The organism is Cupriavidus sp. U2 (assembly GCF_009663685.2).
Classification (GTDB): Bacteria; Pseudomonadota; Gammaproteobacteria; order Burkholderiales; family Burkholderiaceae; genus Cupriavidus; species Cupriavidus necator_C.
Genome location: NZ_RCOG02000012.1, coordinates 54920 through 69925 on the forward strand (window position 1 = coordinate 54920; position 15006 = coordinate 69925).

Sequence of the window (15006 nt, forward strand, 5' to 3'; positions counted from 1 at the left end):
ACCATCGATCATGGCAGGCCTCGACAAAGATACTCCTCACCCCACCGCGCTGACCGTCCATACGCAGTCGCGCGTGCTGGAAATCGGCTTCGACAATGGCCGCACCTGGCGGCTGCCATTCGAGTTGCTGCGCGTATACTCGCCGTCCGCCGAAGTCCAGGGCCACGGCCCGGGCCAGGAAACGCTGCAGACCGGCAAGCGCCATGTGGGCGTCGCGGCGGTGGAGCCGGTGGGCAACTATGCGATCCAGATCCGCTTCGACGATGGCCACGACACCGGCATCTACACGTGGGAACTGCTGTACCGCCTGGGCGACCAGCAGGACACGCTGTGGGATGGCTATCTGAAGCGGCTGGAGGCGGCCGGGCTGGACCGCGATGCGCCGATGCCGGCGGCCGGCGGCCACGCATGCGGCCATCATCACTGAATCTAGTACCTGGAGTCTGAGAATGAGCGAAACCCACTTCGGGTTCGACAAGGTCGACGAATCGGAAAAGGCCGGCAAGGTTGCCGGCGTGTTCCACTCGGTGGCCAGCAAATACGACGTGATGAACGACCTGATGTCCGGTGGCATGCACCGCGTCTGGAAGATGTTCACGATCGCCCAGGCCAATGTGCGGCCGGGCCACAAGGTACTGGACATCGCCGGCGGCACGGGCGACCTGGCCAAGGCCTTCGCGAAGCAGGCCGGCCCGAAGGGCGAGGTCTGGCTGACCGATATCAACGAATCGATGCTGCGCGTCGGCCGCGACCGCCTGCTGGACAAAGGCATCGTCACGCCGGTGGCGCTGTGCGACGCCGAAAAGATCCCGTTCCCAGACAACTATTTCGACCTGGTCACGGTCGCCTTCGGCCTGCGCAACATGACGCACAAGGACCGCGCCCTGGCCGAGATGCGCCGTGTGGTCAAGCCGGGCGGCAAGGTGATGGTGCTGGAGTTTTCCAAGGTCTGGAAGCCGCTCGAGAAGTTCTACGACGTCTATTCTTTCAAGGTGCTCCCCTGGCTGGGCGAGCGCGTGGCTGGGGATGCCCCGAGCTATCGCTATCTCGCGGAATCCATCAGAATGCATCCGGACCAGGGTTCACTTGTACGCTTGATGGAACAAGTTGGGCTGGAACAAGTCGAATACTTCAACCTGACGGCCGGAGTCGTGGCGCTCCACGTCGGGAGAAAGTACTAATTCGCCATGTTCGGCCGCTAATGGCCGAAAATGACAGGGGAAAAGTTCAAATGTCTTCTTTTCGTGGAAAATTCCTGGCCGCCGCGCTGATCATGACGGTAGCCATGGGGGCCGCACTCGACGCCAATGCGAAACGCCTCGGCGGGTCGCGCAGCGTCGGCAAGCAATCGTCGAACGTGACGCAGCAGCGTCAGGCCACGCCGCCGCAGCAGAATGCGCCGGCCCAGCAGCAGCCCGCGCAGCAGCAGGCTGCGCCGGCGGCCGCGGGTGCCGCGGGTGGCGCAGCGGCTGCGGCGCCCAAGCGTAACTGGGGCGGTATGCTCGGCGGCCTGGCGGCTGGCCTGGGCCTGGGCTACCTGCTGTCGCACTTCGGTCTCGGTGGCGCGGCAGCCAGCTTCCTGGCCAACGTGATCATCTTTGCCGTGATCGCGATGATCGCCCTGTGGCTGTTCCGCAAGTTCCGTGGCGGCTCGGCCCGTACGCAGACGCCGGCCTACGCCGGCATGGGCAGCAACGGCAACAACTCGCCGTTTGGCGGTGCGGCACGCAATGCCGAGCCGACGCTGCGTCAGGCCGAACCGGTGCAGCCGGCCGGCTACAACGGCGCCGCAGCCAACCCGGTCATGGGCGGCGCGGCCGCCGCTGCTGCAGTGCAGCAGCCATGGGGCGTGCCGGCCGACTTCGACACCGAAGCCTTCCTGCGCAACGCCAAGGTACATTACGTGCGCCTCCAGGCCGCCTGGGATGCCGGCAACCTGGACGACATCCGCGAATTCACCACGCCGGAAATGTTTGCCGAGATCAAGATGGACCTGTCCGAGCGCGGCGAGTCCGTCAACAAGACCGACGTTGTCACGCTGGATGCCCAGTTGCTGGGCATCGAGACCACGCCGGCCCAGCATATTGCCAGCGTGCGTTTCTCGGGCATGATCCGCGAGACGGCCGGCGAAGCGGCGCAACCGTTCGGTGAGGTCTGGAACCTGGCCAAGTCGGCGTCCGGCGGCGGCTGGCTGCTGGCTGGCATCCAGCAGGAAGCCTGAGCGGCGCGACCGCCGCCGCATGGATGACATGAAGCGGCGGCCGAGTAGCTTAGAATGGAGGCCCACGTACGCGTGGGCCTTTTTTATTGGGCAGACTGCCCGGAACCGGACGCCATGAACGCATTGCCGACACCCCTGGCCGCGCCGATCGTCGCCGCACTGAATCACCTGATCGAACAGGAGCCCTGGGCCTGCGGCCTGCTGGCGCCATTTGCCGGCCGTGTCATCCGGTTCGACGCCGCGGCATTCGCGCTGTCCCTGCGGATCACGGACCGGGGCGGCATCGAGCAGGCGACCGAAGCCGATACGCCCGCCGTGACGCTGCGGGTGCCGTTGCAGCAGTGGCCGCTGGTGGTGGCCGACGTGGCCGAGGGCGGCCAGGCCGCCGCCATGCGGCATGTCCGGATCGAAGGCGATGCGGAACTGGCCAATGCGGTGTCGACGCTGGCGCGCAACCTGCGTTGGGACGCGGCCGAAGACCTGTCGCGGGCGCTGCGTGGCGTGATGGGCGGCCCGGTCAGCGACAGCGTGGCCCAGCGCATGGTGGACGGGGCGCGCCAGGTGCATGAAAGTGCCACGCGCGTGGGCCGGGCACTGCTGGACAATGTGACCGAATACCTGCTCGACGAGCAGCCGACCCTCGTGCGCCATGCCGCGCTGGATGGGTTCGGTGCCGACGTGGCGCGTGTGCGGGACGACCTGGCGCGGCTGGAAAAGCGGCTCGAACGCCTGGAACGCACGGGTGGACAGGGGGAGGGGGCTTCGGGCCAGCTTCCGTCGGCCCACCGTTAATCGCCATGTCACTCTTCGCTGCCGCGTCGCGCGGCGCCGTCTTTTGAAAATCCCCGCATGACCCGCCTGCTGCGTCTCTGCAAGATTATTTTCGTCATCCTGTACTATGGGCTCGACGAGCTTGTGCTGTCCGGCTTCAAGAGTCGGCGCATCAAGTTCCTGGTGCGCGTGATCACTATCGGCCGCAAGCTGGAACAGCCGCGCGGCGAGCGCCTGCGCCTGGCGCTGACGACCCTGGGGCCGATTTTCGTCAAGTTCGGCCAGGTGCTGTCTACCCGGCGCGACCTGATGCCACCCGATATCGCCGACGAACTGGCCAAGCTGCAGGACCAGGTGCCGCCGTTCGATTCGGCGGTGGCCGTGAAGATCATCGAGAAGTCGCTGGGCCGGCCGCTGGCACAGCTGTACGAGAACTTCGAACACCAGCCCGTGGCCAGCGCGTCGATTGCGCAGGTTCACTTCGCCACGCTGCGCGGCGGCCCGAACCATGGCCGCGAGGTGGCCGTGAAGGTGCTGCGCCCCGGCATGCTGCCCGTGATCGACAGCGACCTGGCGCTGATGCGCGACATGGCCACGTGGCTGGAGCGCGTGTGGGTCGACGGTCGCCGCCTGAAGCCGCGCGAGGTGGTGGCCGAGTTCGACAAGTACCTGCACGACGAACTGGACCTGATGATCGAAGCGGCCAACGCCAGCCAGCTGCGCCGCAACTTTGCCGACAGCGACCTGCTGTGCGTGCCCGAGGTGTACTGGGACTGGTGTACCAGCACCGTCTTCACGATGGAGCGGATGCACGGCATCCCGATCTCGCGCACCGAATCGCTCAAGGCGGCCGGCGTCGACATGCACAAGCTGGCCGAGGAAGGCGTGGAGATCTTCTTCACGCAGGTGTTCCGCGACGGTTTCTTCCATGCCGACATGCACCCGGGCAACATCCTGGTGTCGGTGCAGCCGGAGACCTTCGGCCGGTATATCGCGCTGGACTTCGGCATCGTCGGCGCGCTGTCCGAGTTCGACAAGAATTACCTGGCGCAGAACTTCATCGCCTTCTTCCGCCGCGACTACCACCGGGTGGCACTGCTGCACGTGGAGTCGGGCTGGGTGCCGCCGGAGACACGCGTCGAGGAACTCGAATCGGCGGTGCGCGCCTGCTGCGAGCCGTATTTCGACAAGCCGCTGCGCGAAATCTCGCTGGGCATGGTGCTGATGCGCCTGTTCCAGACGTCACGCCGGTTCAACGTCGAAATCCAGCCACAGCTGGTGCTGCTGCAGAAGACGCTGCTCAATATCGAAGGCCTGGGCCGCCAGCTGGACCCCGATCTGGACCTCTGGAAGACCGCGAAGCCGTTCCTGGAACGCTGGATGTACGAGCAGGTCGGCTGGCAGGGCGCCTGGGAGCGCGTCAAGGTCGAGGCGCCGCAATGGGCCAAGATGCTGCCTGACTTCCCGCGGCTGGCGCATCAGTTCCTGGAGCGCCGTGCGCTGCTGAACAACGGCGAGCAGGAGCGCCTGCTGACCCAGCTGGTGCACGAGCAGCGCCGTACCAACCGCCGGCTTTCCACCGCGCTGATGCTGATGGGCGGCTTCCTGGCGGGCATCGTGATCGTCCAGGCGCTGGCCTGGGCGGGCTACTGGTAAGGCTGCGCCAGATGCCGTGCGCCCCACGCTGCACCGTGCCGGTGCGAGTGTGGGGATTTGACCGCGCCCCGGGGAATTTTTTTCATTCCGGGGGGTCTGCGTCGCTATAATCCGCGTTTTGATTCGGCTACGACCGCCTATGCCCCCTCCCGGGCGCCAGCGGCCCCGACCGATGAATTGGACTCCGGGCGGAGTCAGCCTGGCATGTTCCAAGGCATCCGGCCGGCATTCGGTTTTTCGCCACCAGGGCATTTCTGGCTATTTGGGATAGGGCAGCGGCATGCTGATCTGGTTCGTCATCATCTATTGGGTTATCTCGGTCGGCATCGGCCTGTGGGCGGCACTGCGCGTCAAGGGCACCGCCGACTTCGCCGTCGCGGGCCGCAGCCTGCCGTTCTACATCGTCACCGCCACGGTGTTTGCCACATGGTTCGGCTCTGAAACCGTGCTCGGCATCCCGGCGGTCTTCCTGAAGGAAGGCCTGTCGGGGGTGGTGTCCGACCCGTTCGGCTCGTCGCTCTGCCTGATCCTCGTCGGTCTGTTCTTCGCCCGGCCGCTGTACCGGATGAACCTGCTGACCATCGGCGACTACTATCACAACCGCTACGGCCGGCTGGCCGAAGTGCTGACCACGCTGTGCATCGTCGTGTCGTACCTGGGCTGGGTGGCGGCGCAGATCAAGGCGTTGGGCCTGGTGTTCTATACCGTGTCGGACGGCGCGCTGTCGCAGGAAGCCGGGATGATGATCGGCGCGGCCAGCGTGCTGGTCTATACGCTGTTCGGCGGTATGTGGTCGGTGGCGGTGACCGACTTCATCCAGATGATCATCATCGTGGTCGGCATGCTCTATATCGGCTACGAGGTCAGCGGCCAGGCTGGCGGCGTGACGGCCGTGGTGTCGCACGCGGCGGCGGCGGGCAAGTTCGAGTTCCTGCCGTCGCTGGATCTGGTGCAGATCATCGGGTTTGCGGCGGCGCTGTTCACCATGATGCTCGGATCGATTCCGCAGCAGGACGTGTTCCAGCGCGTGACCTCGTCGAAAACCGAACAGATCGCCGGCCGCGCGTCGGTCCTGGGCGGCGTGCTGTACTTCTTCTTTGCGTTCATCCCGATGTTCCTGGCCTATTCGGCCACGCTGATCGACCCGCAGATGGTCGAGAAGTACATCCATGCGGATTCGCAGCTGATCCTGCCGCAACTGATCCTGAACCACGCGCCGATGTTCGCGCAGGTGATGTTCTTCGGCGCGCTGCTGTCCGCCATCAAGAGCTGCGCGTCGGCCACGCTGCTGGCGCCGTCGGTGACGTTCGCGGAGAACATCCTGCGCCCGTATTTCCGCCATTTGAGCGACAAGCAGTTCCTGCGCGTGATGCAGGCGGTGGTGCTGGTCTTTACCACGCTGGTGACGCTGTTCGCGCTGAATTCGCACCTGTCGATTTTCCACATGGTGGAAAACGCCTACAAGGTGACGCTCGTGTCGGCGTTCGTGCCGCTGGCGTTCGGCCTGTTCTGGAAGCCGGCCACGCGCCAGGGCGGCCTGCTGGCCATCGTGCTGGGCCTGAGTTCGTGGCTGACCTGCGAGGTGGCGTTTGCCGACGCTACCGTGCCGCCGCAGATGGTGGGCCTGCTGTGCTCGATTGGCGGCATGGTGTTCGGCTCGCTGCTGCCGCAATGGATCAGCGACCGGCCACCCGTCCGCGAAGTGCACATTGCTTAACTTTTAAGCGCCGCGGCGATATCGTGACGATTACGCCCCCGAAAGCCCGCATTTCCAGCCCGTAGACGCCCCGCCGACGGTTTATAATCAACGGCTTTGCACCGCCGCGCGGGTATTTTCGTGCGCAGGCCCTTGTCGATCCGACCGGGCGCAGCCACTTACCTGCTTTACGTTTCAGATTCCACGAAAGAACCATGCCGATCTATGCCTACCGTTGCGACGCCTGCGGCCACGGGCGCGATGTGCTGCAGAAGATGAGCGATGCCCCGCTTACAGACTGCCCATCCTGCGGCACCGCGGGGACCTTCAAGAAACAGCTAACCGCAGCTGGCTTCCAGCTCAAGGGCTCGGGCTGGTACGTGACGGATTTCCGTGGCGGCAGCGGCGGCACCAGCGCACCGGCCAGCGCACCGGCCGGTTCGCCGGCAGCCGATGCCGCGCCGGCTCCCGCGCCTGCGGCACCGGCCACGCCGGCCGCCGGCAGCAACTGAGCGCCGGCAAGCCGTGGCTACCAAGAAAACGTCCGCCATCAAGACCTGGTTCCTGACCGGTCTGCTCGTGCTCGTGCCGCTGGGCATCACGCTGTGGGTGCTCAACCTGATCATCGGCACGATGGACCAGAGCATGGCGCTGCTGCCGCTGGCGTGGCAGCCCGAGAACATCTTCGGGCGCCGCATCCCCGGGCTGGGCGCCATCCTGACCCTGCTGTTCATCCTGCTGGTGGGCGTGCTGGCGCACAACTTCATCGGCCAGCGCCTGGTGCGCTGGTGGGAAGCGTTGTTGGGCCATATCCCGGTGGTGGGGCCGATCTATACCAGCGTGAAGCAGGTGTCGGACACGCTGCTGTCGTCGTCGGGCAACGCGTTCCGCAAGGCGCTGCTGGTGCAGTATCCGCGCGAAGGGTCATGGACGATTGCGTTTCTGACTGGACGTCCGGGCGGCGACGTGCAAAATCACCTGCAGGGCGAATACGTCAGCGTGTACGTGCCGACGACGCCGAACCCCACGTCGGGCTTCTTCCTGATGATGCCGAAGGCAGACACCATCGAGCTCGACATGACCGTTGACGCGGCGCTGAAGTACATCGTGTCGATGGGCGTGGTGGCGCCGACCGAACTGCCGCGCCGCACCGGCGGCGATGCCCGCGCGGACGACGGCGCGCTGGTTGCCGACGAAGTCGCCGACACCCATACCAACTGAATTTGCGCGCGGCTGCCTGGCGGCCGTGCATTACAGGGACTCTCTCCTATGTCTTCCATGCGTACACATTACTGCGGTCTGGTGACCGAACAACTGACCGGCCAGGAAGTGGCCCTGACGGGCTGGGTGCAGCGCCGTCGCGACCATGGCGGCGTGATCTTCGTCGATCTGCGCGACCGCGAAGGCCTGGTGCAGGTGGTGTGCGATCCGGACCGTCCGGAGATGTTCAAGGCCGCGGAAGAGATCCGAAACGAATTCTGCATCCGCGTGGTCGGCAAGGTGCGCCCGCGTCCGGCCGGTACCGAGAACAGCAACCTGACCTCGGGCAAGATCGAGGTGCTGTGCCACGAGCTGACCGTGCTGAACCCGTCGGTCACGCCGCCGTTCCAGCTGGACGACGACAACCTGTCGGAAACCACGCGCCTCACGCACCGCGTGCTGGACCTGCGCCGTCCGCAGATGCAATACAACCTGCGCCTGCGCTACAAGGTTGCCATGGAAGTGCGCAAGTACCTGGACGCACAGGGTTTCATCGACATCGAGACCCCCATGCTGGGCAAGAGCACGCCCGAAGGCGCCCGCGACTACCTGGTGCCGTCGCGCGTGAACCCGGGCCACTTCTTCGCGCTGCCGCAGTCGCCGCAGATCTTCAAGCAGATGCTGATGGTCTCGGGCTTCGACCGCTACTACCAGATCACCAAGTGCTTCCGTGACGAGGACCTGCGCGCCGACCGCCAGCCCGAATTCACCCAGATCGACTGCGAAACGTCGTTCCTGACCGAACAGGAGATCCGTGACCTGTTCGAGGACATGATGCGCACCGTGTTCAAGAACGCCATCGACGTGGACCTGGTCTCCAAGTTCCCGGTGATGGAGTTCCGCGAAGCCATGGCCCGCTTTGGCTCGGACAAGCCCGACCTGCGCGTCAAGCTGGAATTCACCGAGCTGACCGACGTCATGAAGGACGTCGATTTCAAGGTGTTCTCGGGTCCGGCCAACAGCGACAACGGTCGTGTGGTGGGCCTGCGCGTGCCGGGCGGTAGCGCCATCTCGCGCGGCGAGATCGATGCCTACACCCAGTTCGTGGCGATCTACGGTGCCAAGGGCCTGGCCTGGATCAAGGTCAACGAAGTGGCCAAGGGCCGTGATGGCCTGCAGTCGCCGATCGTGAAGAACCTGCACGACGCGTCGATTGCCGAAATCCTGAAGCGCACCGAAGCCAAGGATGGCGACATCATCTTCTTCGGGGCCGACAAGGCCAAGGTGGTCAACGACGCCATCGGCGCGCTGCGCCTGAAGATCGGCCATTCGGAATTCGGCAAGAGCACCGGCCTGTTCGAGGACACCTGGAAGCCGCTGTGGGTGATCGACTTCCCGATGTTCGAGTACGACGAGGAAGATGCCCGCTGGGTGGCCATGCACCATCCGTTCACGAGCCCCAAGGACGAGCACCTGCAGTACCTGGAAACCGACCCGGGCAAGTGCATCGCCAAGGCCTACGACATGGTGCTGAACGGCTGGGAAATGGGCGGCGGATCGGTCCGTATCTACCGCGAGGACGTGCAGAGCAAGGTGTTCCGCGCGCTGAAGATCGGCGACGAGGAAGCCCGTGCCAAGTTCGGCTACCTGCTCGACGCGCTGCAATATGGTGCGCCGCCGCACGGCGGCCTGGCCTTTGGCCTGGACCGTATCGTGACGATGATGGCCGGTGCCGATTCGATCCGCGACGTGATCGCCTTCCCGAAGACGCAACGCGCCCAGGATCTGCTGACGCAGGCCCCGAGCTCGGTCGACGAGAAGCAACTGCGCGAACTGCATATCCGTCTGCGCGCGCAAGAGCCGAAGACGACTGCCTGATCGCCCGACCCGAGACCCGATCATTCCGGTTCCGGTACGAAAGCCGCGCACCAGCGCGGCTTTTTTGTTTTCGGCGCAAGGATGCGTTTCCATTTGTTACCACTCGAAACGAAGCCACCCCGGATGATGTCTTTCTGCCTGATGCGCGCGAAGCCGGCCCACCCGAAAGGCCGGTCGTGACGTGGGAGGACAACACCAGATGCTGCAACTCGATACGGAAACGATCCGGGCCTTCGTGCTGGCCCATGCGGAAACCATCCTGACCTGGCTGGTGGCCGGGCTGCTCATGATGCTGCTGGCGCGCTTCGAGCTGCGCCGCGCCGTGCGCAAGTCGGCGCAGGCCATGTCGGAATCGGTGGCGACCACCGTGGCGGCCTGCGTGCCCGATATCGCGCATGCCGTGCAGAGCGCGCAGCCGCTCTCCGACTACGCCCAGCCCGTGCAGGGCGAAGGCCCCGTTGCCGCGCAGCGTGCCGACGCCCTGCGCAAGCTGGCGCTGGACACCGTGGCAACCGTGATGGCCCGCGGTCGCTGGCTGGAGGATGTCGGCAACCTGCGGCTGGCCGAGGACGCGTTGCTGTCGGGCCGGCGTGCCGGGGGTGCCGACCCGCTGCTCGTGGTGGCGCCGCAACCCGTGGTGCAGGCCTACCTGACCGCCCAGCGCACGTTTGACGACGAAGCGACGCGCCTGCAGACCCACCGGCGCGAGGCGCTCCGCCTGCAGGAAGCCCTGCAGCAGGTGAACGCCGAGGCCGCCCATGTCGAGCAGGAAACGGCCAGCATCGTGTTGCGCTTCGAACAGGTCAATGCCCAGGCCGCGCAAGGCGTGGAGGCGGGCGATTACCAGCGGTTCCTGATCCAGAAATACAACCAGCTCGGCATGCGCGAGAAGGAGATCGGCCAGGAACGCGCGGATCTCGCTGCCCAGGTGCGTGAAAGCACCGATGCGCTGGCCGAACATGCCCATGTGGCGTCCCAGCGTTATACCCAGGCGCTGGCGCCGCTGATGCAGCAACTGCGCGCCGCCTGGGGGCACGGCGATTCGCCCGAGGTCTTCGATACCTGGCTGGGCAGCATGCCCGGCACGGGGCCGGACGGCGTGGCCAGCCCCGTGCCCGGCGGGCACTACCTGACGCCGAGGGCGGCGGGCGAGCAGACCGTCGCGTGATTCCACATCGCGGTATTCAGACAGCGGATGACGCCGAAGGCGGCGCCGCTGCGCTATGCTTGGGGTCTGTTGCTTCCACCGCCCCATGCGCTACAAGATCCCCGAATCGGTGCTGGTCGTCATTCATACGCCAGACCTGCAAGTCCTGTTGATCGAGCGTGCCGACCGGCCAGGCTTCTGGCAATCGGTGACGGGCAGCCTCGATGCCGTCGACGAGCCGCTGATGGCGACCGCCGCCCGCGAAGTTGCCGAGGAAACCGGCATCGTGGCCAGCCACTACCAATTGACCGACTGGCAGCATACGATCGACTACGAAATCTACCCCCAATGGCGTCATCGCTATGCGCCCGGCGTCACCCGCAATACCGAGCACTGGTTCGGCCTGTGTGTACCGGAGCCGCTGCCGGTGACGCTGGCGCCCCGTGAACACCTGCGGTTCGAGTGGCTGCCATGGCAGGCAGCCGCCGAACGCTGTTTTTCCAGCAGCAATGCGGAGGCGGTGCGCCAGCTGGCCTGGCGTATGGCCGGGGCGCAGGGCGTGGAAGCCGGGGCCGTACGTGGAGAGGCGCGATGAAACTGCGCGTCGTGACCTACAACATCCACAAGGGCGTGAAGGGCTTTTCGGGCAAGCCGCGCATCCAGAGCGTGCGCACGGGCCTGCAATCGATGGACGCCGATATCGTGTTCCTGCAGGAAGTGCAGGATCGCAATGACCGCCTGATCGCCGCCGAACTGTTCGACCCCGATCACACCCAGCTCAATTACCTGGCCACCGACGCCTATCCACATTCGGTCTACGGGCGCAACGCCGTGTACGAGCACGGGCACCACGGCAACGCGATCCTGTCGCGGCATCCGATCCTGATGTCGGAAAATCTTGATATTTCGGATCATCGCTTCGAACAGCGCGGGCTGCTGCACGCCGTTGCAGACATCCACGGCGTGGAGGCGCATCTGATCTGCGTGCATTTCGGGCTGTTCGCGCGCAGCCGGGTGCGGCAGGCCAGTGCGCTGGTGGACCGGGTGCGATCCGTGGTGCCCGACCACGCGCCGCTGGTGATCGCTGGCGACTTCAACGACTGGAACCACAAGCTCGATACCCGCATCTGCAACACGCTGAATGCCGTGGAATCGGCCCACGCCAAGAACGGGCGCATTCATACCTTTCCGAGCCATATGCCGTGGTGGCAACTCGACCGCATCTACGTGCGCGGCTTCGATATCGAACGCACGCAGGCGCTGACTGGCCGTGAGTGGGCGCAGCGATCGGATCATGTGCCGCTGATGGCCGAGCTGGCGCATCGCGTGGCGATCCCGGAAGCGTAGGGCGGAAAGACAGCGCAGGGGCCGTTACGACTACTGAATCTGGCGTCAGTGCGATGCCAGGTAGTCGCGGATCCAGCGGTAGATGGCGTCCGCGTCGGCCAGGTCGATCACCGGCAGCGTCGTCTGCCCGGCCACCTGTTCCACCGCATCGGTGGCCACCGCCACCACGCCCGGCACTTCGGTCCAGAGCGGCGCCTTGCCGTTGGCCGGACGATAGATTTCCAGCTTGGGGAAATCGCTCCATTTGTAGCCCTCGACCATGACCAGGTCGGTGTCGGGCGGCAGCACGGCCAGGGCTTCGCCGATTTCCGGGGACGGCTTGTCTTCCGGATAGTGGCGCATCAGCGTCAGGTGGCGGGCACCCACCAGCACGACGTTTTCGCAGCCACCCTGGCGCATGCGCCACGAATCCTTGCCGGGGGTGTCCGGATCGAAACCGTGGTGCGTGTGCTTGATGCCGGCGACGCGCAGGCCGCCAGCCACGAAGCGGGGGATCAACTGGTCCAGCAGCGTCGTCTTGCCGCTGCCCGAAGAACCGGCGATACCGAATACCTTCACAATGCTTTCCCTGTTGGGCGTCACAATGGCCCGACAATAGCAGAGTTCGGCCGGGCCATGTGCAGGAGCCGCCCGTTGCCCGATAATCGAGCCATGTCACGGACTTACGATCGCGCCGAACCCGAATTGCCCCCGACCCCCGAGGTACCCGATGGGCGCCTGGCGCCAGTGGACGCCGCCGCGCCGCCGACGCCCGAGCCCGGCCCGAGCGGGCCCGTCCACGAGTTGCGCAGCGCCGGGGCCCATGCCAAGGCCCGGCTGATGCACTGGGTGCGCCGCCGCGGCAGCCCGGTGCCGGGCAATCGCGTCGAACTTCTCCGTAACGGCCAGGAGTTCTTTCCGGCGCTGATCGCCGCCATCGATGCGGCGCAGGGTCACGTGGTGGTGGAGACCTATATCTACGCCGACGATGCCGTGGGCGCGCGCGTGGGCGACGCGCTGATCGCGGCCGCCCGGCGTGGCGTCGATGTGAGGCTGGTGGTGGACGGGTTTGGCGCCGGCGACATGCCCGCCGCGCTGCTGGATCGCCTTCGTGCAGGCGGCGTCAATGTGGAAATCTACCGGCCGGTGCGCGGATTCAAGTTTGCGCGGCGCCACCTGCGGCGGCTCCATCGCAAGATCGCCGTGATCGACGGCAAGGTGGCGTTCGTCGGCGGCATCAATATCATCGACGACCATAACCACGGGCCGATCGACCTGCCGGAACTGGGGCCGCGCTACGACTTCGCGGTGCGCGTGCGCGGTCCGCTCGTGGCGCAGATTGCGCTGGCATCGGCCCGGCTCTGGTTCCGCATCGCACAACGGCGCGGCCTGCGTGAAACCGCGAACGCGTTTGCCGAAGTGGAGGCGCTGACGCGCGGCGCGCGGCAGGCGCGCAATGACGTCCAGCCTGATGGGGTGCCGGCCGCCTTGCTGCTGCGCGACAACCTGCGCAATCGCCGCACCATCGAACGCGAATACCTGTACGCGCTGGGCTCGGCGCGCCGCGACGTCATCCTGGCTAATGCCTACTTCCTGCCGGGCCACAAGATGCGGCGCGCGCTGCTGGCCTGCCGCGAGCGCGGCGTGCGGGTGCGGCTGCTGCTGCAGGGCATGGTCGAATACCGGCTCCAGCACTACGCCACCCACGCGCTCTACGCGCGACTGCTGGAGGCCGGCGTCGAGATCTACGAGTACGAGGAAAGCTTCCTGCACGCCAAGGTGGCGGTGGTGGACGATACGTGGGCCACGGTGGGGTCGAGCAACATGGACCCTTTCAGCCTGCTCTTGGCCCGCGAGGCGAATGTGGCGGTCTACGACGCCGCATTCGCCAATACGCTGCGGCTCAGGCTGGAGCGCGCCATGGTCCAGCGCAGCGCGCGGGTGATGCCCGAGGTGCATGCCCGGCTGCCGCGTTTGCGGCGCTTTGCCAATTGGGCGGCCTACTACGTGTTGCGTCTCGGCGTCGTCATCGCGGGCGTGACGGGGCGCTACTGAGGCGCCGACCAGGCGCCACACGGTAACATGGTGCCTTGCCGCAGTGCTGCCATACACCGTTTCGCGCGGGCCGCGATTCGATGCGGGTTTTAAGCCGTTGCTGCAATGCGCCGAACGGACGCCGCGGCCGGCCCCATCGGGGCCGCGTGTTTAGAAACACGGGTCTAATTAAATACTTGATGCCAGTCGGCCTCGCCAGAATAATCTGAACGACCGTTCTTTTTTGGCTTAGACTTCGTGCATTTGCGATGGCGGTTTGCTGTCGCGGCGCCTGCCGAAAGCAGCGTCAAGCCAGGAAACAGCATCCGCGGGATGCTGCAGAGAACGGAGAGAAAACCATGCGACACCAGTCAGTTCGTCTTGAATCCGCCGCCGCGCCCACGCCCTTGCGAAAGGGTGAGATGACGCGCGTGGCGATTCTCGATGCCGCACTGGAACTGTCGTCCCGCGACGGGCTGGAAGGGCTGACCATCGGCCTGCTCGCGGAACGCATGCAGATGAGCAAGAGCGGCGTGTTCGCGCATTTTGGTTCGCGCGAAGACCTGCAGGTGGAAGTGGTGCGCGAGTATCACCGGCGGTTCGAGCAGGAGGTGTTCTACCCCTCGCTGCAGGAGCCGCGCGGTCTGCCTCGCCTGTGGTCGATGGTGCGGCGCTGGATGGAAAAGCGCATCCAGGAAGTGACCACGGGTTGCATCTACATCAGCGGTGCGGTCGAGTACGACGACCGCGCGGAAAGCCCGGTGCGTGACGAACTGGTCAAGAGCGTCACGATCTGGCGGGCCGCGCTGTTGCGTGCCATCGACCAGGCCAAGGAAGAGGGGCACCTGCGCGCGGATTGCGATCCGCGCCTGATGCTGTTCGAGATGTACAGCCTTGAACTAGGCTTGCATCATGACGCCCGATTTCTGCGCCTGCCGGACAGTGCCGAACTTGCCATGGTCGCGCTCAACAAACTGATTCAGTCTTACCGTACCTGAGCCGCCCCCGGCAACGGCCGCACGCGTCCCCTCCAGGGCGTGCGGCACGCGCGTGTGGCGGCACCAGGCAAACCTCCAA

Annotated in this window: 15 protein-coding genes; 14 read left to right on the top strand and 1 reads right to left on the bottom strand. The window is 65.6% G+C overall.

The window, feature by feature from the left end; translation table 11 throughout:
* Nucleotides 1-10 precede the first annotated feature (10 nt).
* The 12 genes from D9X30_RS10445 to D9X30_RS10500 all read left to right on the top strand — a co-directional run bounded on the left by D9X30_RS10445 (nucleotide 11) and on the right by D9X30_RS10500 (nucleotide 11916).
* Nucleotides 11-427, top strand: a complete 417-nt coding sequence (locus D9X30_RS10445) for a gamma-butyrobetaine hydroxylase family protein (RefSeq protein WP_153946525.1) — start codon at nucleotides 11-13, stop codon at nucleotides 425-427.
* 22 nt (nucleotides 428-449) lie between these two features.
* Entirely contained in the window at nucleotides 450-1181 is a 732-nt protein-coding gene (ubiE, locus tag D9X30_RS10450; RefSeq protein WP_153946526.1) for a bifunctional demethylmenaquinone methyltransferase/2-methoxy-6-polyprenyl-1,4-benzoquinol methylase UbiE, read from the top strand.
* 50 nt (nucleotides 1182-1231) lie between these two features.
* A complete protein-coding gene (locus tag D9X30_RS10455; RefSeq protein WP_153946527.1) occupies nucleotides 1232-2221 on the top strand; it encodes a Tim44 domain-containing protein in 990 nt (329 codons plus the stop codon).
* 114 nt (nucleotides 2222-2335) lie between these two features.
* Complete coding sequence (locus D9X30_RS10460; protein ID WP_153946528.1) at nucleotides 2336-3013, top strand: ubiquinone biosynthesis accessory factor UbiJ; 678 nt, start codon at nucleotides 2336-2338, stop codon at nucleotides 3011-3013.
* A 57-nt stretch (nucleotides 3014-3070) separates the two neighbouring features.
* Complete coding sequence (gene ubiB / locus D9X30_RS10465) at nucleotides 3071-4648, top strand: ubiquinone biosynthesis regulatory protein kinase UbiB (protein ID WP_153946529.1); 1578 nt, start codon at nucleotides 3071-3073, stop codon at nucleotides 4646-4648.
* 280 nt (nucleotides 4649-4928) lie between these two features.
* On the top strand, nucleotides 4929-6365 hold the full coding sequence (locus D9X30_RS10470) for a high affinity choline transporter 1 (protein WP_153946530.1): 1437 nt from the start codon (nucleotides 4929-4931) through the stop codon (nucleotides 6363-6365).
* Nucleotides 6366-6559: 194 nt separating this feature from the next.
* Nucleotides 6560-6856 carry an FmdB family zinc ribbon protein gene (locus D9X30_RS10475; RefSeq protein ID WP_153946531.1) on the top strand — a complete coding sequence of 99 codons (297 nt, stop codon included), beginning with the start codon at nucleotides 6560-6562 and terminating at the stop codon, nucleotides 6854-6856.
* A 13-nt stretch (nucleotides 6857-6869) separates the two neighbouring features.
* Complete coding sequence (locus D9X30_RS10480) at nucleotides 6870-7565, top strand: DUF502 domain-containing protein (protein WP_249640935.1); 696 nt, start codon at nucleotides 6870-6872, stop codon at nucleotides 7563-7565.
* Nucleotides 7566-7613: 48 nt separating this feature from the next.
* Nucleotides 7614-9422, top strand: a complete 1809-nt coding sequence (gene aspS, locus D9X30_RS10485; protein WP_092595400.1) for an aspartate--tRNA ligase — start codon at nucleotides 7614-7616, stop codon at nucleotides 9420-9422.
* A 202-nt stretch (nucleotides 9423-9624) separates the two neighbouring features.
* Nucleotides 9625-10590 carry a hypothetical protein gene (locus D9X30_RS10490; protein ID WP_153946802.1) on the top strand — a complete coding sequence of 322 codons (966 nt, stop codon included), beginning with the start codon at nucleotides 9625-9627 and terminating at the stop codon, nucleotides 10588-10590.
* Between the two features lie 85 nt (nucleotides 10591-10675).
* A complete protein-coding gene (nudB, locus tag D9X30_RS10495; protein WP_153946532.1) occupies nucleotides 10676-11164 on the top strand; it encodes a dihydroneopterin triphosphate diphosphatase in 489 nt (162 codons plus the stop codon).
* Nucleotides 11161-11916, top strand: coding sequence for an endonuclease/exonuclease/phosphatase family protein (locus tag D9X30_RS10500; protein WP_153946533.1), 756 nt, complete (start codon nucleotides 11161-11163; stop codon nucleotides 11914-11916). The genes nudB and D9X30_RS10500 overlap by 4 nt, the downstream gene beginning before the upstream one ends.
* Before the next feature lie 45 nt (nucleotides 11917-11961).
* On the opposite strand, the gene mobB is transcribed toward D9X30_RS10500, so the two are convergent.
* The gene (gene mobB, locus D9X30_RS10505) at nucleotides 11962-12474 is read right to left on the bottom strand and encodes a molybdopterin-guanine dinucleotide biosynthesis protein B (RefSeq protein WP_249640936.1); all 513 of its coding nucleotides are present in this window, start codon (nucleotides 12472-12474) and stop codon (nucleotides 11962-11964) included.
* A 93-nt stretch (nucleotides 12475-12567) separates the two neighbouring features.
* Between mobB and clsB the strand changes: the two genes are divergently transcribed.
* Both clsB and D9X30_RS10515 read left to right on the top strand, forming a co-directional pair.
* Entirely contained in the window at nucleotides 12568-13950 is a 1383-nt protein-coding gene (gene clsB, locus D9X30_RS10510; protein ID WP_153946534.1) for a cardiolipin synthase ClsB, read from the top strand.
* Nucleotides 13951-14336: 386 nt separating this feature from the next.
* A complete protein-coding gene (locus D9X30_RS10515) occupies nucleotides 14337-14927 on the top strand; it encodes a TetR/AcrR family transcriptional regulator (RefSeq protein WP_092595388.1) in 591 nt (196 codons plus the stop codon).
* Nucleotides 14928-15006 lie beyond the last annotated feature (79 nt).